Origin of the sequence: Clostridium peptidivorans (genome assembly GCF_900205925.1) — a bacterium.
GTDB classification, from domain to species: domain Bacteria; phylum Bacillota; class Clostridia; order Clostridiales; family Clostridiaceae; genus Clostridium_AK; species Clostridium_AK peptidivorans.
Map to the genome: position 1 here is coordinate 18,937 of NZ_OAOD01000004.1, position 20,672 is coordinate 39,608.

17 protein-coding genes and 1 other annotated feature are annotated in these 20,672 nt (G+C 29.7%); of the genes, 13 read left to right on the plus strand and 4 right to left on the minus strand.

The window, feature by feature from the left end; genetic code table 11:
• Positions 1 to 125 precede the first annotated feature (125 nt).
• Positions 126 to 803, plus strand: a complete 678-nt coding sequence (locus tag CRN98_RS04760) for a hypothetical protein (protein ID WP_207653574.1) — start codon at positions 126 to 128, stop codon at positions 801 to 803.
• A gap of 82 nt (positions 804 to 885) precedes the next feature.
• Here CRN98_RS04760 and CRN98_RS04765 read toward each other — a convergent pair whose 3' ends face one another.
• Both CRN98_RS04765 and CRN98_RS04770 read right to left on the minus strand, forming a co-directional pair.
• Complete coding sequence (locus CRN98_RS04765) at positions 886 to 1,269, minus strand: DUF2500 domain-containing protein (RefSeq protein WP_097026278.1); 384 nt, start codon at positions 1,267 to 1,269, stop codon at positions 886 to 888.
• A 152-nt stretch (positions 1,270 to 1,421) separates the two neighbouring features.
• The gene (locus CRN98_RS04770) at positions 1,422 to 2,012 is read right to left on the minus strand and encodes an acetylglutamate kinase (protein WP_242960830.1); all 591 of its coding nucleotides are present in this window, start codon (positions 2,010 to 2,012) and stop codon (positions 1,422 to 1,424) included.
• A gap of 152 nt (positions 2,013 to 2,164) precedes the next feature.
• On the opposite strand from CRN98_RS04770, the gene CRN98_RS04775 reads away from it, so the two are divergent.
• The 3 genes from CRN98_RS04775 to proS all read left to right on the plus strand — a co-directional run bounded on the left by CRN98_RS04775 (position 2,165) and on the right by proS (position 5,765).
• Entirely contained in the window at positions 2,165 to 3,103 is a 939-nt protein-coding gene (locus CRN98_RS04775) for a dipeptidase (protein WP_097026279.1), read from the plus strand.
• Positions 3,104 to 3,115: 12 nt separating this feature from the next.
• Entirely contained in the window at positions 3,116 to 3,934 is an 819-nt protein-coding gene (locus CRN98_RS04780) for a sugar phosphate isomerase/epimerase family protein (RefSeq protein ID WP_097026280.1), read from the plus strand.
• 58 nt (positions 3,935 to 3,992) lie between these two features.
• Positions 3,993 to 4,208 (plus strand) — a binding site (T-box leader).
• A gap of 120 nt (positions 4,209 to 4,328) precedes the next feature.
• Positions 4,329 to 5,765: a proline--tRNA ligase gene (proS, locus tag CRN98_RS04785; RefSeq protein WP_097026281.1), complete on the plus strand. Its 1,437-nt coding sequence runs from the start codon at positions 4,329 to 4,331 to the stop codon at positions 5,763 to 5,765.
• Positions 5,766 to 6,203: 438 nt separating this feature from the next.
• On the opposite strand, the gene CRN98_RS04790 is transcribed toward proS, so the two are convergent.
• The gene (locus tag CRN98_RS04790) at positions 6,204 to 6,542 is read right to left on the minus strand and encodes a hypothetical protein (protein WP_143331275.1); all 339 of its coding nucleotides are present in this window, start codon (positions 6,540 to 6,542) and stop codon (positions 6,204 to 6,206) included.
• Positions 6,543 to 6,886: 344 nt separating this feature from the next.
• Here CRN98_RS04790 and CRN98_RS04795 point away from each other — a divergent pair, with 344 nt between their 5' ends.
• The 9 genes from CRN98_RS04795 (at position 6,887) to CRN98_RS04840 (ending at position 17,023) form a co-directional block, all read left to right on the plus strand.
• Positions 6,887 to 7,120, plus strand: coding sequence for a hypothetical protein (locus tag CRN98_RS04795; RefSeq protein WP_097026283.1), 234 nt, complete (start codon positions 6,887 to 6,889; stop codon positions 7,118 to 7,120).
• 223 nt (positions 7,121 to 7,343) lie between these two features.
• Positions 7,344 to 8,267, plus strand: a complete 924-nt coding sequence (locus CRN98_RS04800; protein WP_097026284.1) for a DMT family transporter — start codon at positions 7,344 to 7,346, stop codon at positions 8,265 to 8,267.
• A gap of 90 nt (positions 8,268 to 8,357) precedes the next feature.
• Positions 8,358 to 10,841, plus strand: coding sequence for an MBL fold metallo-hydrolase (locus CRN98_RS04805; RefSeq protein WP_097026285.1), 2,484 nt, complete (start codon positions 8,358 to 8,360; stop codon positions 10,839 to 10,841).
• 822 nt (positions 10,842 to 11,663) lie between these two features.
• Positions 11,664 to 12,113, plus strand: a complete 450-nt coding sequence (locus CRN98_RS04815; protein ID WP_097026287.1) for a flavodoxin family protein — start codon at positions 11,664 to 11,666, stop codon at positions 12,111 to 12,113.
• A gap of 32 nt (positions 12,114 to 12,145) precedes the next feature.
• Positions 12,146 to 12,466, plus strand: coding sequence for a GNAT family N-acetyltransferase (locus tag CRN98_RS04820; protein ID WP_242960832.1), 321 nt, complete (start codon positions 12,146 to 12,148; stop codon positions 12,464 to 12,466).
• A 41-nt stretch (positions 12,467 to 12,507) separates the two neighbouring features.
• Positions 12,508 to 13,308 (plus strand): M50 family metallopeptidase, encoded by an 801-nt coding sequence (locus CRN98_RS04825; RefSeq protein WP_097026289.1) that lies wholly within the window; start codon positions 12,508 to 12,510, stop codon positions 13,306 to 13,308.
• Positions 13,309 to 13,825: 517 nt separating this feature from the next.
• Entirely contained in the window at positions 13,826 to 14,695 is an 870-nt protein-coding gene (locus CRN98_RS04830) for a cation diffusion facilitator family transporter (protein WP_097026290.1), read from the plus strand.
• Positions 14,696 to 15,044: 349 nt separating this feature from the next.
• The gene (locus tag CRN98_RS04835; RefSeq protein WP_097026291.1) at positions 15,045 to 15,434 is read left to right on the plus strand and encodes a bacteriohemerythrin; all 390 of its coding nucleotides are present in this window, start codon (positions 15,045 to 15,047) and stop codon (positions 15,432 to 15,434) included.
• A 572-nt stretch (positions 15,435 to 16,006) separates the two neighbouring features.
• Entirely contained in the window at positions 16,007 to 17,023 is a 1,017-nt protein-coding gene (locus CRN98_RS04840) for an AI-2E family transporter (protein ID WP_097026292.1), read from the plus strand.
• Between the two features lie 416 nt (positions 17,024 to 17,439).
• Here the strand turns inward: CRN98_RS04840 and CRN98_RS04845 are convergent, their stop codons facing one another.
• Complete coding sequence (locus CRN98_RS04845; protein WP_097026293.1) at positions 17,440 to 20,520, minus strand: vitamin B12-dependent ribonucleotide reductase; 3,081 nt, start codon at positions 20,518 to 20,520, stop codon at positions 17,440 to 17,442.
• Between the last annotated feature and the right edge of the window lie 152 nt (positions 20,521 to 20,672).

Below are 20,672 nucleotides of genomic sequence, written 5' to 3' on the forward strand. Positions count from 1 at the left end.
TTTTTATTGATATTAATTTTTTATTCTACTTAGGAGACCATAATAAAAAAATATGCTAAAAATTAGTACGTTAGGTAAATTAATACGTATAACAAGTATAGAGTAAATTTAAAGGAGGGAAAATTATGAAATTCAAAAAAATATCTGCAGGAGTTTTATCTGTGGCGGTTTTATCACTTTCATCATCCACAGCCTTTGCAGCTGGTAAGGAAAATTTTAAACACGGTGGCTGTATTGACCTAGTTAAGAGAGTTATGCCTATAAGCAGTAAAATGAATCCAGAGAAACAATGTTCTTTTAACTCTTTTACTGGAACAGTTAAAAAAGTAACGGATTTTGAAGGGAGTAAAAAAGGTTCAAAGTATGTGTTGGTAGAAGATGCAGAAGGGAAAGAATCAAACGTTATAATATCTAAAGACACTTATATTGTAGACAATGAAAAGATTGAGGTAGGATCTGTTATTACTTGGTTCTATGATGCGAATAAACCTATGCTAATGATATATCCGCCTCAATACAATGCTGAAGTTGTTGTTATTAACAATAAAGGTCAAAATGTCAAAGTTGATAGGTTTGATAAAAATTTAGTTAGCTATGATAAATCATTAAAATTAAATATATCTGAGGATACAGAAGTTATTTTACAAAATGGAAAACCTTTTAAAGGGGAACTAAAAAATAGAAAGCTTATTGTAATGTATGGGCCATCTACAAGAAGCATACCTGCTCAAACAACTCCAACTAAAATAATTGTATTATTTGAAAAACCTGCTAATCATATTCAAAATTCAACAGGAAAATAGAGAGTAAAATTTTCAGTGACATATAGTAATAAACAATAATAAAAGTCAGCTAGAGGCTGGCTTTTTTTGTTAAGGCGAAATTTTACATCTCTCTTTCAAAGCCTTTATATCTAGTGCCTTGAAAGGTGAGCCTTCCAGTATCCCCTTCAACTAGTAATCCAAATTCATCTGCGCTAACATTAAACTCCATTCTATCTCCACTTTCTACTTCAAAAGTAACATAGTAAGTTGTTGAATGGCTTGTATGATGCATATTATCATTGTCATGATGAGTATGGCTAGAGACATTTGTTCTTTTTGTTACGACCTTTGACCAAATAGTAAGTACAGGTTGTGAATTATTATACCTTGTTGTTTTGACTGAACCAACTATGCTGAATATAAAACCACCAATAACTAAACAAAAAACAATAATCATAAAAATGGGCGAAAAATAATCAAACAAGAAATTGTCAAAAGGACTCATATATATACCTCCCTTTATAATGAATAGATTTTTTAGAGTAGCATAAAAATTAATTTGTTTATATTTTAAAAAAGAGAATACATAGATTATGCTTTATGCAAATTTATGTATCCTCTTAATTTTTATATCCATTAGAAAGTTTATGATATTTTTTACTTAATAAATTTACATGGAAACTGTCTGATAATACCCTTTGCCATCATATCAGCCATTTCCAGAATTTCCATCTCCATCTTATCGTACACATCAATACTAGCTGCATAATCTTTAGTAAGCATGTAAACTGCTTCAGCTTTAACAAATTTCAAGTGCTTATAAAGCATTATTCTCCAGTCTCTTTCAGACCAACAAGGATTGATACAAGCAAGGAAAGCAGCAATTTCATCTGCATTGCTATACCACTGTTTTTCAATGTCTGCAGCTAATTTAGTATCTCCAGCTTTAGCTGCGTTAACAAGTTGTGCTGCAAGGGTTAAATGACTTGTTAATAAGTCACTAAATTTTGAAGCAATTTTGTCCCCATAGAAAGGCTTTAATGCCATTTCAAAATCTACAGGGTTTCGAAGAAGTCTTTTAGTAACAAAGCTAACATCTGGTAAATCTTGTGTTAAACTTACTATAGCCATCCTTGTCCAGGCACCATGTTGCTCCCAGAGCATACGAATTTCATTTATTAAATCTAGTTGTGATTTAGTAATACATATGTTAGTATAGCAAAGCTTTTGTAATGGACAAAAATACAAATTTATCACCACTTAAAAAATTATTATAACTTATAATATGATTATGAACATAAAAAGTTACATATGCTTCATAAAAGTTTAAATTTTTTATTTTATGTTTATATTTTAACATTATAAGTTATATAATAAGATAAAGTAAGGAGGCGATAGGAATGAATTTCATAGATATGCATTGTGATACTATATACAAGCTTATGGATGATCCAAGGTTTAGTTTGTATAAGAATAATTTTTCGATTGATATAGAAAAGATGAAAAGAGCAAATTATAAGGCACAGTTCTTTGCTATGTTTGTGGATGCAGAAGAAACGCCAAATAGATTAAATAGGGCACTTGATATGGCAAATAGATTTCACCTGGAAATGGATAAAAGTAAAGAATATATAAAACTTGTTACAAATTATGATGAATTTAAAAGTAATGAGAGCCAAGGTAAGATTTCAGCTTTTTTAACCATAGAAGAAGGAGGAGTCTTAGAAGGGGATATTTCAAACCTAAAGAAATTTTATGATTTAGGGGTAAGACTTATGACCCTTACATGGAATTTTAAAAATGAAATAGGATATCCTGCTTATGATAGAGCAAATAATCATAAAGGATTAACTTCCTTTGGTATAGAAGTTATAGATCAAATGAATAATCTTGGAATAATAATAGATGTATCCCATCTTTCAGATGGGGGATTTTATGATGTAGTTAAGTATTCGAAACATCCCTTTGTGGCATCACACTCTAATGCTAGAGCAGTGCAAAATCATCAAAGAAATTTAACAGATGAAATGATAAGGATTTTATCAAATAAAGGTGGAGTTACAGGAATAAACTTTTGTACAGAATTTCTTGCAGAAGATAGAATAAGCAAAGTGGAGGATATGGTTAATCATATAAAGCATATTAAAAATATAGGTGGAGTAGATGTTATAGCTTTAGGTACAGATTTTGATGGTATACATTCTAAAGTAGAAATAGAGGATGCTTCACAAATGGGTAAGCTTGTTTATGCCCTTGAAAAGGAAAAATTTTCAGCAGGTGAAATAGAAAAAATATGTTATAAAAATGTAGAAAGAGTTATAAGAGATACGCTAAAGTAAAGGATGGTTGATATGAAGCAGTTTAAGTTGGGGATTTTTTCTTGGTTTGGATATATAATGCCCTTTGAAGAAAGAATAAAGATTATAAAGGAAGCAGGCTTTGATGCTGTGTCTATATGGTGGGAAGATGAGTTTCAAGATGCTCAAAATAGTATAATTCTAAAAAAGGAAAATATGCCTGAAATTATTTCAAAATATGGACTTGTTCTAGAGAATATTCATGCACCTTTTACAAATACAAATGATTTTTGGATAGGAGATTTAGCTACAAGAAAAGCCCTTGTAAAGCAGTATATAGGATGGATTGAAGATTGCAGTAAATTTAATATACCTATAATGGTAATGCATGTATCGGAGTTTTTTAAGATAGAAAAGCCTAATGTACTTGGAATAGAATGTTTCTTAGAAATAGTAAAGGCAGCGGAAAATTTAGGAGTAAAAATTGCCATAGAAAATACTGATTATAATATATTTGTGGATTATATACTTTCAAATATAAGCTCTCCTAATTTGGGATTTTGCTTTGACACATCTCATAATGTGATTTCTGAGGGAGAAAAAATCAACTTATTACAAAAGCATGGACATAGATTATTTGCAACTCATATATCAGATAATGATGGAATAAAGGATAGACATTGGATACCTTACAACGGAAATATTGATTGGAATACATTAAAAAGGGATTTCCCAATTGAAACATACAAAGGAGTTTTAGGCATGGAACTTCACACAAGGGAAGACGAAAAGGAACTCACTCCAAAAGAATTTGTGGAAAAAGCCTACTTTAATATGAATAAACTAAGAAAGTTTTTAGAAGATAGGAATTAGATGCACTAAGCATATAATATCATATTTTAATATGATATAATAATGATAAATTAATATTTTTATTACTATGAAGGGGAATAGTAGATTTTAAAATCTTTTTAAAGAGAGGAAGCCGTTGGTGAGAGGCTTCTAAAAGAATAATTTTGAACCAGCCTCTGAGTTCTGTACCGAAATAATAGTAGGCTACAGCGGAATTTTACCGTTAAAAGAATGAGTGAATATATTATTTTTATATATTAACAAGGGTGGTACCACCGTAAGCTCGGTCCCTATTTGGGGATTGGGGCTTTTTTGCTTTTTGGAAATCATAAAGAAATTGAGGTAGAATTTACTTCAGTTTTAGAGTATATTCATAAATAATTTTAAACAATTAAAAGTTTAGGAGGAAATAAAAATGGGAAAACAAAAAAAATTCGTTGAGGCCATAACTTCCATGGATATAGACTTTGCTAAGTGGTATACTGACATCGTAAAAAAGGCTGAGCTTATTGATTATTCAAGTGTTAAAGGATGTATGATTATTCGTCCTTATGGATATGCCATATGGGAAAATATACAGAAATATTTAGATGAAAGATTTAAAGAAACAGGGCATGAAAATGTATATATGCCAATGTTTATCCCTGAGAGCTTACTTCAAAAGGAAAAAGATCACGTTGAAGGCTTTGCTCCAGAGGTTGCTTGGGTTACTCATGGAGGTACTGAAGAGCTTGCTGAAAGACTATGTGTTCGTCCTACATCTGAGACTTTATTCTGCGATCACTATGCAAAGATAATTCAATCTTATAATGATCTTCCAAAGAAATATAATCAGTGGTGTTCTGTGGTAAGATGGGAAAAAACAACTCGTCCTTTCCTAAGAACAACAGAATTCTTGTGGCAAGAAGGACATACAGCTCATGCAACAGCTGAAGAATCTGAAGAAGAAACTATACATATGTTAAATGTTTATGCTAACTTCTGCGAAAATGTTTTAGCTATCCCTGTAGTAAAAGGACAAAAGACAGAGAAGGAGAAGTTTGCTGGAGCAAAAGCTACTTATACAATAGAAAGCTTAATGCATGATGGTAAGGCTCTTCAAAGCGGTACATCACATAACTTTGGTGATAACTTTGCAAAAGCATTTAATATTCAATATACTGATAAAAATAGCCAGCTTCAATATGTACACCAAACTTCTTGGGGAATGACAACTAGACTTATTGGAGCAATAATAATGGTACATGGTGATGACAGCGGTCTTAAGCTTCCACCAAGAATTGCTCCAACTCAAGTTATGATAGTACCAATTGCGCAACACAAAGAAGGAGTTATTGAAAAGGCTCAAGAGCTTAAATCAAGAATATCTAAGGTTGCTAAAGTTGGCATAGATATTAGTGATAAGATGCCTGGCTGGAAATTTAATGAATACGAAATGAAGGGTATCCCAGTTCGTATTGAAGTTGGACCAAAGGATATAGAGAACAACCAAGTTGTACTTGTAAGACGTGATACACGCGAAAAACTAATAATATCAATGGATGAACTTGAGACTGTCATACCAAAGCTTTTAGATGATATTCATAATGCTATGTATGAGCACGCTTTAAATCACAGAAAAGAAAATACTTTCACTGCAGCAACTTTAGATGAATTTAAAGATATTGCAGAAAATAAACCTGGCTTTATAAAAGCTATGTGGTGCGGAGATAGAGCTTGTGAAGAAAAGCTTAAAGAAGTTGCTGGAGTAACCTCAAGATGTATTCCATTTGAACAAGAAAATATTTTCGATAAATGTATCTGCTGCGGTGGCGAAGCTAAACACATGGTATGCTGGGGAAAAGCGTACTAGAAGTACTAGCTAATATCTAATCACTAGTTATTAATTTTTTAATAATAATTAATAATTTGAGAAGAAATTTAGGAAACTGAATTTCTTTCTTTTAGCTGTGATAATTTAATACAGAAGTATAAGGGGTAACTTTAAAAAATATTTAAAAGAAAATAAGGAATAAAGATTATGATGAAAATAGAGCAGAAATGCTCTTTTTTGTTTTTATAATAAACATCGTAATTGTTAAGATATAAATTATAGAGAGTATAAAAAAACTTCAGCTCTCATTGCTGAAGTTTTTAATGGGGCTGTTTAAATGGAGTATTTTCGTATGTAACTGTATTATGGACAAATTGGTTTAAATTTATACAATATTTTTAAACTATTAATAGTCCACCTAAATTAAGTTAACTCTTTAATTAAAACTATATCAGAAATAGCAATTATGAAAGTTTTTTATCTTTTATTTTTTATAATTTTAATCAAATCAGTATTATTTCCACCAACCCAGCTTTTATTATCTAGAACTCTAAAGATAAATTCCCCAGTTTCTGTTGATTCTATGACATTTTTATCTCCGGATTTATAAACTAAATTAATAGTAAATTGAGGATCGCTCTCTTGGCTTCCCTTGTTTACGGTAACCTTTGTGTTTAATATAGAGTCATAAACTTTTTTTATAAAATCCTTATCCTTATCAATACTATATGTAGTCTTAGAATTATTATATATTATTTCCATACTACTTACTTGATTAAAGTCATTTGTTACAATATTTTGTTTTGAATTATTCACTATAGTTGTATTTGGAGAGGTCTTTTTACTTTTGCTAGAGTTATTTTTTGTACTATTAGACTCTTGTTTTTTAGTATTATTATCATTTTTGCTAACATCTTGCTTTTAATCTACTTGTTTTTGTTCTACAGATGTATTTGTTTGGGAAGAAGTAGTCGTATCAACATTAAAAATGTCGTAATTTCTTTCTTCTTGACAAACGAACGTATGTTCTGTATAATAAAAATAATTATTACAGGAATATTATATAAAGTTTACTCATATATTTGTTATATATAAGGCATCTTAATTAAATGAGATGTGTTCATTTATAACAAAAGCAAGAATAAATGGGGGTTGTACGTATGAATAATAAATTGTTTGTCAAGATATATTATAATGTTAATGGCAGTGGAGTTTCAGAAGGAGATGCTGCAAAGTATTTAATTGGTGGGGGATTTTATAATAAGGAAGGCGGACACTTTACATTTAAGGCAAGAAGTTTAGATGAGGCAAAGCTTATAGCAAATGATCTTTCCTATAAAAATAAGCTTAAAAATTTAAATTTATTTTTATTACCAGATTCAATTGTGAGTTAATATAGAAGTAAAAAATAAAAAGTTTATATATAAAACAAGATATCCTTATAATAAATATTAATTATATAAAAGTCAGCTAGTATTTAGCTGGCTTTTTTGAGTGCGCAAAAATTATTACAATGTTGTATAAGGTATAGAGAAATTATTATATAATGAGAATAATATAAAGTTTTATATGAATGATTTACTTTAAAGAAAATAAATTAAAATAGGGAGAGTTTTTATGAATGATATAGAGGGAGTTTTAAATAGTAAGCCTGTAGTTTCTTCTAAGGAAAGGTTAGCTTATGTATTTGTAATTTTAACTTCATTACTTTGGGGTTCATCAGCCACTGTAGGAAAAATAGTGCTGAAGGATTTGAATAATTTTCAAGTACTTTTTTATATTTCATTTATAGCTTTTATTAGTTTATTTATTATTTCATGGAAGAGAAAAAGATTAAATGAAGTAAGGCACTATACGAAAAAGGATTATTTTAACTTTGCATATATGGGCTTCTTAGGAGTATTTTTATATGACATATTTTTTTATGGAGCACTTATGTATGCCCCAGCCCAAGAGGTTTTTATAGTTAATTATACATGGCCTGTATGGGTAGGGATATTTTCTTGTGTATTACTTAAAGAAAAGTTTAGCTTAAAAAAAGGCATTGCTATAGGTATGGGGTTTTTAGGAATATATCTTGTAGTAAGTAGGGGGAAGATGGGAATATCAATACAAGCTGAAAATATAAAAGGATATGTAATGGCTTTAATGGGAGCGGTATGTTATGGAGTATTTTCAGTACTTGGTAAAAAACATAATTATGATAAGTTTTTGTCAATGATGTTTTATTATGCTTTTACTTTTATATACATAAGCATTTATTTGTGGATATTTTATTATATACCAGCAATAAATTTTAAGGAGCTTTTAGGATTAATATGGATTGGAGCTTTTTCAGGAGGAATTGCATCGGTATTTTGGTTTTTAGCATTAAAATATGGAGATACATTTAAGATGTCTAATATGATTTTTTTAACTCCTTTTATATCATTAATATATACTCATTTTATATTAGACGAAAGAATATATGTATCTTCTTTTATAGGATTATTATTTATAACAAGTGGTATATTGGTAGAAAAACTAGTAACTAAAGGGTAATATTCATATAGAAATTTAGCCTTGCTAAATTGCATTTAACATTATTAACTATTATCTATTAATTATTAACTGATATTATCGGAGGTTTTTATGGAGCTTAGTTTTTTAGGAGGCGCTTATGAAGTTGGGGGAAGTTCTATCCGACTTAATATAAATGGAAAAAATATTTTGCTTGACTCGGGAATAAGGCAAGGAGCAGCTAAAGATCCTCTTCCAGACTTTAGAACCATTCAAGAAAAGGGTGGAGTGGATGCTATTATAATAAGCCATGCTCATATGGATCATATAGGTTCCCTTCCTATCATAAGCAAAGAATATCCCAATGCAAAAATTTATATGAACAATATGACCAAGGATCTTGTAAGAGTTTTATTACAGGATAGTTTAAGGATTATGAACAATCGTGAAGCAGAAATCCCTTTATATGCTGAAATAGATGTGCAAAATATGCTAGATAGAGTATTTACAATAAATTATCAAGTGGAATTTCCTATATTTGATGATATAACTATTACATTTTATAATGCAGGACACATTGCAGGTGCTTCCTTAGTATACATCAAGTCAAAGGAAGGGGCATTATTTTACTCAGGGGACTTTTCACTGTTTTCTCAAAGAACTGTAGAAGGAGCAAAGGTTCCGAAGCTTAGACCAGACGCTGCCATATTTGAATCAACCTATGGTGATAAGCTTCATTCAAACAGGGAATTAGAAGAGGAAAGGCTTATAAATATAGTCAATCAATGTGTTTTAAATAAAGGTAAAATGCTTATACCAGCCTTTGCACTGGGAAGGGCTCAAGAAATAATACTTATACTTAAAAAGGCAATAAATAAGGGACAATTAAAAAAGGTAAACATATATGTGGATGGGATGATAAGAAATATAAATAGTGCATATAAGTTTAATCCATTGTATCTTAAAAATTCTTTAGGAAAAAAGATATTAAGGGGCATAGAGCCTTTTTATGATGATTTCATAAAGCCCATTGAAAAGCCTGATCAAAGGGAAGAGATATTTAAAAAGGATGAACCAATTGTTATAATTTCAAGTTCAGGAATGTTAACGGGCGGACCAAGTGCACAATATGCAGAAAAAATAGCCACCATGGAAAATGGATACATAGTGATTACAGGATATCAAGATGAAGAAAGTCCTGGTAGAAAGCTTTTAAACCTTTTAGAAGCTATGCCGGAGGATAGAGTCCTTGAAATAAATAATAAAAGTATGCCTGTAAAATGTTCTATAGAAAAGGTTGGACTTTCAGCTCATGGAGATAAAAGTGAAATAAAGGCACTTATTAATATGTTAGCACCTAAAAATGTGTTCTTAGTTCATGGTAATGGAGAAATTATAGAAAATTTAGGTCGGGAACTTATACCAGAATTAAAGGCAAATGTGTTTATCCCAAAGCTTGGAGATAGTTACAAAATAAATATAAATAATCCAAGAAAGCAGTGGAAAAAAGAATTTCAACAGGTTTTGAACATGGAAGTGGAATTATGTGGAGAAAACATAAAAGAGCTGTGGAAATTTATAAGGGAAAATTATGGAGAAAGATTATTTACCATAGAAGAAGTTATTTATTTATGGAGTGGAAGTAACAAGCATACTGTAAGTTCTTTAAAAAAGCTTCAAGATACTATTTTAAAATCTCCATATTTTGAAACGGATAACAAAAGATTATTCTTATTTAAGGTAAAATCTGAGGAAAATGTATTAGAAGCTTTAGCTCCAAAGGAATTAAAACCAAATGAGCTTTCGGAGCTAGTTGAAAAACATTTTAAAGAATATAACTATAAAAAGTCCGGTTTTATATATGCACAAAAGAAGATAATATTAAGCTTTGATTTTCCAAGGGCTGTACCAAATTCTATATGTGAATCTATGAAAGGTTTTGAAGAAGAAACAGGCTGGAAGGTGGAAGTAAATAATGCATTAAACACAAACAAAGCAGAACAAGTGATAAGAGAAATTTTAAAAGATGCAGATATAAAAAAAATATCCTTTAGAGGAAATGATGCCTTGGTAACTTTAAATTCTAATTATAATATTACGGATGAGAGGGGAAAATTTATAGAAATTACAGGTTGTAATCTTGAAATTTTAACAAAGTGCATTGAAAATATAAATGAAGCTTTAAAGGAAAATTTAGAAGAAAGCATCAGTAGTTTTAAAATGGAACAAAATCAAGCACTAAGCTATATAGATGAGGAATTTAGAGAAGAAGAATTTAAACCCTACAGAAAGGGAATTAAAAGTAATCACTTAGGGAAGTACATTGAACTTTCTTTTATAACTCCTATTATAGCTAAAAAATATAAAGATAAGATAAAAGAAATGGCTAATAAAACAGGATGGAACATATCTATATCAAACTCAGCAAACATGAATGAAATAATAAACATAGCTTCTTTATATTGCAGAGAAGAAGGGATAATTTTAAAGAAAAACCCTTCCTTTAACCAAGTAGAATTTTCAATAACTTTAAAAGTGGAAAGTGGAAGTGAAGAAGCTTTGCAAAGGGTAAAAGAAAAGATTGAAAGTAAGACAGGATGCAGAGTTATAGTTTAGAAATTTTGCGATGAAAAATTTGTAGTTAAGAATTGTCTTCTATCAACTAAAAAGGAAAGTCAAAATGGCTTTCCTTAAAAATTTACATATTATTAATACTACTTTAAGTCATATTCAGTATCTAACAAAATTTAATAAAATGCATTAGTTAGACAAATTTTTTATTTTATAAAAACTTGTTGCAAGATTATAGCCACATAAAATACCAAAAATCAAATAAGATGGAATACTTGAATTTAAATTTATTAATATTTTAGATAGGTTAGGAAAAATATTTAAATAATAAATATTTAAACTAAAAGATAACAATAGCAAAGGTATTACAATAAATATTAATTTATTTAGATTAACTTTCCATGCCCCATTTTTCTTAAATTGCTTAAACAAATATTCTATAGACATGAATACACCTAATGTTATAGATATAAATATTGGTATTATTGAATATAAAATATTAATTTCAAAATTCATCTTAATATAATTTCTAGATAAAGTATTAGACCAATTAATAAATAAAACTAAAATATATATTAATACAACATATAGGATATATAACATATATTTTTTAAATTTCATAAAAAATCTCCTCTTGAATTATATTGCAAATATAACATATATATCAATTATTGTAAAACACATATTGATTTTTTTCATATTTCCTATACATAAAATAATATAATTTTCGGTATCAAAATTTAACGGTTATGGCTGTAAGAAGATTATAAGTATAAGAGATACATTATGATATAATATACTTAATAATTTACGTCCTAGTGGCAATTGAAGATGACTTATCAGCAATTAGTTTAGGAGGAGATAAACTTGAAAACCTTAATAATTTATGAATCTATACATCATGGTAATACTGGGAAGATAGGGGAAATAATGGCACAATCATTAAATGCTGACATAATTAAAACAAATGATGTAAATATAAACACTTTAAATAAATATGATTTAATAGGTTTTGGTTCAGGGATATATTATGGGAAATTACATAAAAATATTCTTGATTTGATTAATGACTTACAAATAATATCTAATAAAAAAGCTTTTGTATTTTCAACAAGTGGACAAGGAAAAACCAAATATAATAAGTTAGTTGAACAAAAATTAAAAGAAAAGAATTTTGAGGTTGTTGGTAGCTTTGCGTGCAAAGGTTATGATACTTTTGGACCATTTAAATTATTTGGAGGAATTGCAAAAGGTAGACCGGATGATAATGATTTTGAAAAGGTTAAAGATTTTGCAGAACATCTCATAATTTTATAATAAATTATATTTAATGGAACTTGAGGTTAGAAGTGTTGTATGGAAATAACAATTGTAGGGGATTCATATGGTTTATTTTAGACGGGATATTTCATTCATTCCCGTATCTACATATTATTGCAGTAAAGGAAGAAAGTCGTAAACATGGAATAGGAAAAAAGCTACTAAAATTCTTTGAGGACATTTGCTTTAAAGACTACACAAAACTGTTTTTAGTAGTTGCAGATTTTAATCCAGATGCTAAAATACTATATGAGAGAATTGGATATATTGAAGTAGGTTCTATACCTAATCTGTATAGAGAAGGAATAACTGAATATTTAATGATGAAATTAAGAGAAGAAGAGCTGTAACTTGAAATTCTATAAGTATTGACGGAGGGTGAAAACATACAATGACATTTGTAATTGAATTGCTAATTAGAACTTGTATAGAAACAGTATATCTTACAGGAATGGTTATTTTAGCTGGATTACTTTTGGGAGTATTAAGGAATAATTCTATAAGAAATTTTCAGAGAAGTTTTGGAACTAAAGCACTAATGGTAACAGGGTTTATTGGTGTCCCAATACATGAATTGAGTCACGCCATCTTTGCTCTATTATTTGGACATAAGATTACTCGTATAAAATTACTTCAAAAACCAGATGAAAATGGGGTAATGGGCTATGTACAACACAGCTATAATCAAGGTAGTATTTATCAGCAGGTAGGAAATTTTTTTATAGGTATAGCACCTATATTTGGAGGAGCTTTTTCTATAATAGCTTTAATAAAGTTTATAATACCACAAGCTTATAACAGCTTCATTAATATATTAGTTAAAAGCCTACATGTTGCAGTATTAAATAAAAGTACAATTGAAGGAATAATTAATTCTTATTCACAGTTAGTAAAGGTTATTTTCTCCTTCAGGAACTTTGAAAATCCATACTTTTATGTATTTCTATTTATAGCTATATGTATATCATCTCATATATCTTTAAGTTCTGCGGACATAAAGGGAGCTTCCAGAGGATTATGGGTTATATTTCTAATATTACTTGTACTGAATGCTTTAAATTTATCAAAATATATATTAGCTATTGATTTAATAAAGTATAATATTTTGATAACAGGGATTCTAATTGTAGCTTTGATACTTTCTACAGTAACATTCTTAATAAGTCTAATTTCCATTAGCATAAGTCGGTAATAAGTACATATATGTCCAAATAACAATGTTTGTGCGAAAGCATGAAAAAAATAGGTGAAAAGCCTAAAGTGAATTGCACCCTGTAAGCTGATGTAAACTTATCACATCAGATTACAGGGTTTTGCACGTATATCGGCGTGTACCCTAGAGGAAACAATGCTTCTAGGTTTCTTTTCTTTGATATTTTCTCACGACCTTTTTATAGGTATATAAGTAATAGTATTTATTAGCAATTAATAACGTTCATTTGTTGTGAATAAATCCCATTAGCATCTAATATTTATTATCAATTGATAACGGATACCTGTGAAGTATTTCTATTGAAACGCTTCACAAATATGGAGTTGTGGTGTACAATGTTTATTAATGATATTGTTAGTTGAGAATAAAATGTAAAAGTTGTTTCTACTGGTTGGTTGGAAATACAAGATTCATAGCTACTAAAAAAAGATGTTTCAGTAGACAATATCAAGTGAATATTTTAAGAAATTATTCTATAAATTGAGGTGTGAAAAATATGGAAGAAAAATATAGTGGACTAAAGCTTGCAGAAAGAGGTGCTCGTATAAGTATTATTGCTTATATTGTATTGTCCCTCGTAAAGCTTGGAATTGGGTATTTGTCTAATTCCAAGGCTTTAACAGCAGATGGACTAAATAATACAACAGATATAATTGCTTCAATAGCCGTTTTAATTGGATTAAGAATATCAAGAAAGCCCGCGGATGATGATCATCTTTATGGTCATTTTAGAGCAGAGACTATTGCCTCGCTTATTGCATCCTTAATTATGATAGCTGTAGGTATAGATGTTTTATACAACGCAGTTAAATCTATTATTTTCTTTAAGGCACAAACCCCTGACTTAATTGCAGCTATAGTTGGTATTATTTGTGCCATAGTAATATACTTTGTATATCGTTATAATAAAAAAATTGCGATTCAAATAAATAGTTCTGGACTTATGGCCGCTGCTAAAGATAACCTTTCAGATGCCTGGGTGAGTATCGGTACATCTGTAGGAATTGTTGCTTCTCAATTCGGGTTACCTTGGATAGACCCATTGGCTGCGGTTATAGTTGGATTACTAATTGTAAAGACTGGTTGGGATATTTTTAAAGAGGCATCACATAACTTGACAGATGGTTTCGATAAAGAGCAATTAGATAATATAACTCAATGCTTAAATAAGGTTTCGGGAGTTAAAAAAATTAATGACATTAGAGCTCGATTAAATGGAAATAATATTCTTCTTGATGTAACAGTAAAAGTTAGTGCTGACTTAGGTGTCGTTGAAGCGCACGATATCACTGAAGAGATTGAAGAAAAATTGAGAAGTGAGTTTAATATTACAGAAGCAATAGTTCATGTAGAACCTGAAATTTAGGCAAGAAGCATTTAAAATTATAATAAGAAAGAGATTTGAAAGTATGAGTTTTTCATCAAGGTCATCAAAATTTATTTTTAAACTATAAATAAGTATAGTTACAATTATGAGGTATACTGAAAATGATTATAAACGTTGAAACTGTGTAAACTAATAAATGTAATAAATACAACTCCACCTGTACTGAATGTATGGGTGGTTTTTTTACATACAATTATGAGGTGTGCTGAAATATGAATTAATTAAATTTATAAAAATAATTATTGTTAATTAATAATAATTATAGATAAATTTGAGAATTAGATGTATAATAATTATAATATATTATAGTGAAAGAAGGTAATTTTTGATGTATGAATTTAAAGAAGAATATAAAACTGGAATAGATTTCATTGATGAACAACATAAAGTTCTTTTTGAAATAGCTGAAAAAACTTATACTTTATTAAAGAATGAGTTTACAATTGATAAATATGATAAAATAGTTATACTAATAAAGGAACTTCAAGACTATACCGTTTTCCACTTTGCAGCTGAAGAAGAATACATGAAAAGTATTAATTATAAAAAAATGTTTACTCAAAAAGTTGAACACGATGCATTTATAAAGAGAATTAATGATGTAAATTTTTCAAAGATTGATGAAAATCAGGAGGAATATATAATCAGTATATTGCAACTTTTAAATGATTGGTTAGCAGGACATATCTTTTCAAATGATAAACTTATAGGAAAATAATTATAGACTAGCCCTGCACGTCTATTTGGTTAATAATTTTTAACTAAATAGAAGATGTTTGATTTATACTATATTGATGATATTCACTGTGCGAACTAAACCAACAAAAAACGGACACTGAAAAATTACCCCAAATTGTAGCATAATAAAGCTACGATTTGGGGTATTGTTGTGTCAATGGAAAGATGATAAGATCAAGCGATTAAAAATGGAAGTAGAAGTAATTAAAAAAATGGTTTTCTGTAAAGATAGTAAGCTGTGGTATAATTTAGTTGTAAAATGGTAGAAGAATCTATGATAACATTAGAAAAGCGATTGAATATGTATTTGCTATTCATATTCCTATTGCATTTGCTTCGGTTATTTGGTATGAATTTATAAAGGTTATGAAATATATAAAAAAGTACAAAGGAATGGACTTCAGCAAGCTCGAGGTAAACTTCTCGCTATGGGGTTAGGCCGTGCGCCAAGCAAAGGGGGTAATATACAGTTATTGCTGCGATCTTCCAGGTTATAATATAAACTGGAAGTTACTGTATCATAAAAATTTTATTACGTAAGGAGAATATTTCATGAGTTTCTTGAAAGAATTTTTTTCAAAAGAGTCTACAAAGATGTTTCTATCATTCATTATTATTGTACTGTTCTTTTATTTAGGTAGATCAATGTTAGATTTATTTTTACTGACATTTTTATTTACATATTTAATGAATAGCCTTCAAAATTTAATAATTGAAAAGCTGCATATTGACACAGCTATTAAGCAAAAATTTGTAACAATTATTCTCTATTTTTTCTTATTTTTATCCATTACTTTATTAATAGTTAAATATGTTCCTCAACTAATGATTCAAAGTAGAAATATTGTAAATAAAGTTATGAATTATGATTTTGATTCAACCACGAACTCTAATTTTATACAAAAGTATGTAATTTACATTTTTGAGAAAATTGATTTTAAGAATTATATTAAATCCGGATTTGATTTTACTTTGCAACTGACTACAAATATTGGGAAATGGAGCATGAATATATTTATTGCAATTATGTTAAGTCTATTCTTTATGTTAGAAAAAAGAAAAGTAATTTGTTTTTTAAGGAGATTTAAAAATAGCAAAATATCTTCATTATATAAGTATTTTAGTTTTTTTGGCAATAACTTTTTGAATTCTTTTGGTAAAGTTTTTCAAGCACAAATTGTTATTGCTCTGGTTAACACTATTATTTCTGTTGTTATGTTATATGTGCTTCACTTTCCACAATTGATTACATTAGGATTCATTATATTTATACTGAGCCTAATACCAGTGGCAGGAGTCATTATCTCTCTATTCCCTTTATGTCTCGTTGCGTTTGAAATTGGAGGCTTAACTAAAGTTTTCTACGTTATAATTATGGTAGCAATAATTCATAGCTTTGAAACGTATATCTTAAATCCAAACCTCATGTCTGCAAAGATAAAACTGCCTATATTTTTTACTTTTATAATATTGATAGTTTCTGAACACTTTATGGGAGCTTGGGGACTGCTAATAGGGATTCCATTATTTATGTTTGTATTAGATTTGCTTGATGTGAAGATACATTAGTAAAGCAAAAGACAGTGGCCTGAAGAGAGCCCCATTAAGTAGAAACAGCTAAACAGAATGTTGTAAAATCTATTTAGCGGGGTGATTTTATACCTAAAAAAATATTTAAATTAGAAGAACCATATAATTATGAAAGATACGGATTTAAAGTTGTTGAAAAAGGATTAACCACATTGGGCTATGTTGAGAAAAAAATGAACTTTATATATAATCGCTTATTAAGTAATAAATATTTATACTGCTATTTTAATAATTTTAATCCTTCAGTCAGTAATCATGAATGATATTTTTAATATTGAATAATAGTATGGGATTTACATTGTAGAAATATTAGAGCTTCTTTGCGCAGCGAACCGCTTTCCTAAATGTAAATCCCATACTATAAATTAAATATTAAAAATGTTGTAATTTCCTTTTTAGCTGCATCCAGTAGTGGAGCCGCAGTCTAAGCAAACCATGCACGTTCCATTTCTAACCATTCTGGTGCTGGAACAATGAGGGCAAGTGGAACCATAAACTCTTTCTCCATCCACCTTTTCACCACCAAAAGTTGTAAAGCTTGCCTCTAATGTTGCTGAAGATGAAGCTGTACCAATTATTTCAGGGCAATCAGTAGTTTTCTGATCTTCAATGATATCTTCAGTTGAAATTATATTTGTTTTATTTGTATTTAAGTCGTAGCTTTCAGGTTTTACCTGACACCTTGAATAATCAGCAAGTTCTATATCTATAATCTTACTTATAAGGTCTGATATAGAGGATACATACTTAATATAAGGATGCTTCTGCACAAAGCCATAAGGCTCATATTTTTGACCTCTAAGCATTCTTGCAATGTCCTGAGGTGGTACATGGTATTGAAGCATTACTGAAATTGATTTAGATAGTGAATTTAAAAGTCCAGTAATTATAGTTCCTTCTCTATCTGTAGTTATATATATTTCAGATATCTCTCCATTTTCACGTCTATTAACTGTAGTGTATATTTTAACGTCATTTATCTGAGCAGGGTGAGTAGTGCCACGTCTAATGCCTGCTGCTTTGTCGCGTCTTGGCCCCTTAACGCCCTTTTGAAGTTCCTTTGCTTTTTCAACTAATGCATTATAGGTTAAAGATTCAAGTTTTACTTCTGTATCAGAATTTAAACTTGTATTCAAAGGCTGACTTGCCTTAGAGCCATCTCTATAAAGAGTGATACCTTTAATTCCAAGCTTCCAAGAAGTTAAAACAACCTGTTTAAAATCTTCCACTCTAGCAGTTTTTGGAAGGTTAACCGTTTTGGAGATAGCTCCAGATATAAGTGGAGTAAGTGCAGCCACCATTTTTACATGTCCCATAGGATTTATATATCTTTCACCACTACCACAGCGATTTGCAGTATCAAATATAGCCAAGTGTTCATCTTTTAAATGAGGAGCACCTTCGATTTTCCCATCTATTATTTTGTCATGTTCTTTTCTAAGTATATAATCCATCATATCTCCAATTTGAACTTCATTATATCCTAAGCTTTTAAGTGAAGTTTTTATAACAGGATTTATAACTGTCATCATTCCGCCGCCAACAAGCTTTTTATAAACAATATGACTAAAGAATGGTTCAATTGAAGTTGCTCCAGAATCCATAGCGAAAGAAATAGTTCCTGTAGGTGCTATAACAGATACCTGTGCATTTCTATAGCCATATTCTTCACCGCTTTGAAGAGCCTTAGTCCAGCACTCCTTGAGTAGTGAACTTACATTTTCAAGACATTCTTTTGAAAGTATATCATGATTAATTTTAATAGGATTATAGTTTAAATCCTCATAATCTAAATTAGCATCGCTATCGTCAGTGCTAATAGCACCAGCAACTCTTGAGTGGTTTCTTATAACCTTAAGCATATATGGCTTATTTATATCATACTTATCAAAGGTTCCAATTTCTTTTGCCATTAAAGAGGATACAAAATATGAATGCCCTGTAAGTATTCCTGTTAGAGAAGCAGCAAGTGTTCTTCCTTCTTCAGAATCATATGGGTATCCCATCACCATAAGAAGTGATGCAAGATTGCTTACTCCAAGCCCTGTAGTTCTAAACATATATGTTTTTCTTGCGATGTCTTCTGTAGGGAATTGTCCCCAGTGTATTGAAGCTTCAAGTATAAGTTGAGTAAGTCCTATAATGTGAACATATCCTTCTAAATCTATATTTTTCTTTTCATCATCATAAAACTTATAAAGGTTTATTGATGCTAAATTACAAGATGTATCATCTAAAAACGCGTACTCCCCACAAGGATTAGTAGAATTTATTTTGTTGTAATGAGCACCATAAACTCCATCTTCTCCGGCGGGACAAGTGTGCCAAGCGTTAAATGTATCTAAAAATTGAGGAGCAGGGTCTGCACAAGCCCATGCAGAGTTATTAAATGTATCCCATAAAGTTTTAACTTTAACATTCTTATCTAGCTTTTCATCAACTCTTCCCTTAAGATCAATAATTGCTTCATGATCATTATGTAAATTTTCTACTTTGCTCATAAACTCATCAGAAAATCTCACAGAGTTATTGCTATTTTGTCCTGAAACAGTTTCGTAAGCTTCACCGTCCATATCCATATCATAACCCATTTTGCCTAAGGCTTTAACCTTTTCTTCTTCATGAGCCTTCCAAGTTATAAAATCCATTATCTCAGGATGATCTACATCAAGGCATACCATTTTAGCAGCACGTCTTGTTGTGCCACCAGATTTTATAGCGCCAGCATTACGATCTAGGCCCTTTAAAAAGCTCATAAGACCTGAAGATATTCCGCCGCCAGAAAGATTTTCACCTTTAGCTCTAATGCTTGAGAAATTGCTACCTGTACCAGAACCACCTTTGAAAAGTTTAGTTTCAGTTACATATTGTTCTGAAATAGAATGAGATCCTAAAAGTTTATCTTCTACAGAAAGTATAAAGCAAGCTGAAGCTTGAGTTCTTGTGTAATTATCTTCACTTTCAACTACTTTGCCAAGAGTTTCATCATAATAATAAGAACCTTGCTTACTACCTTTTATATTATAAGAATGAGAAAGCCCTGTATTAAACCACTGAGGAGAATTTGGGGCATACATTTGATTAAGTAGGCCATATACCATTTCATCATAAAATATAGATTTTTCCTCTTCAGTTTTTAAAAGACCCTCATTTATTAAAGCTTCTGTCCAAAAGTTCACCATTCTATGTGCTACCATTTTCATGCTGTTTTCATAGCCACACTCATTTGGTACCCCAGCTTTTCTAAAATACTTAGAAGCAATAATATCACAAGCATTTTGAGAATAATGTTCTGGAAACTCCAAATCCTTCATATCTACTAGTACTTTTGAAGTTTTATGATCTTTTAAAAATACATCAACCTTTTTCCAGCTAAATAAATCATAAACTGTTAAGTTTTCATTGTTTTCTAGAGCTTTTGTATAATATCTTTTTACTATGTGTTTTAAAGAATTAAATTCTTTTAAAAACGGCACATAAATTCCCCCTTTAAATTAAGACTGTTTTAGTATACAATAGAATTAAGAAGCATAATTGCTTATAATTATCTTGCAAATATAATGTGCAAGCAATATATATTGTAGTACATTATAATTATATACACAATATCTAGTTTTTATATAAATTT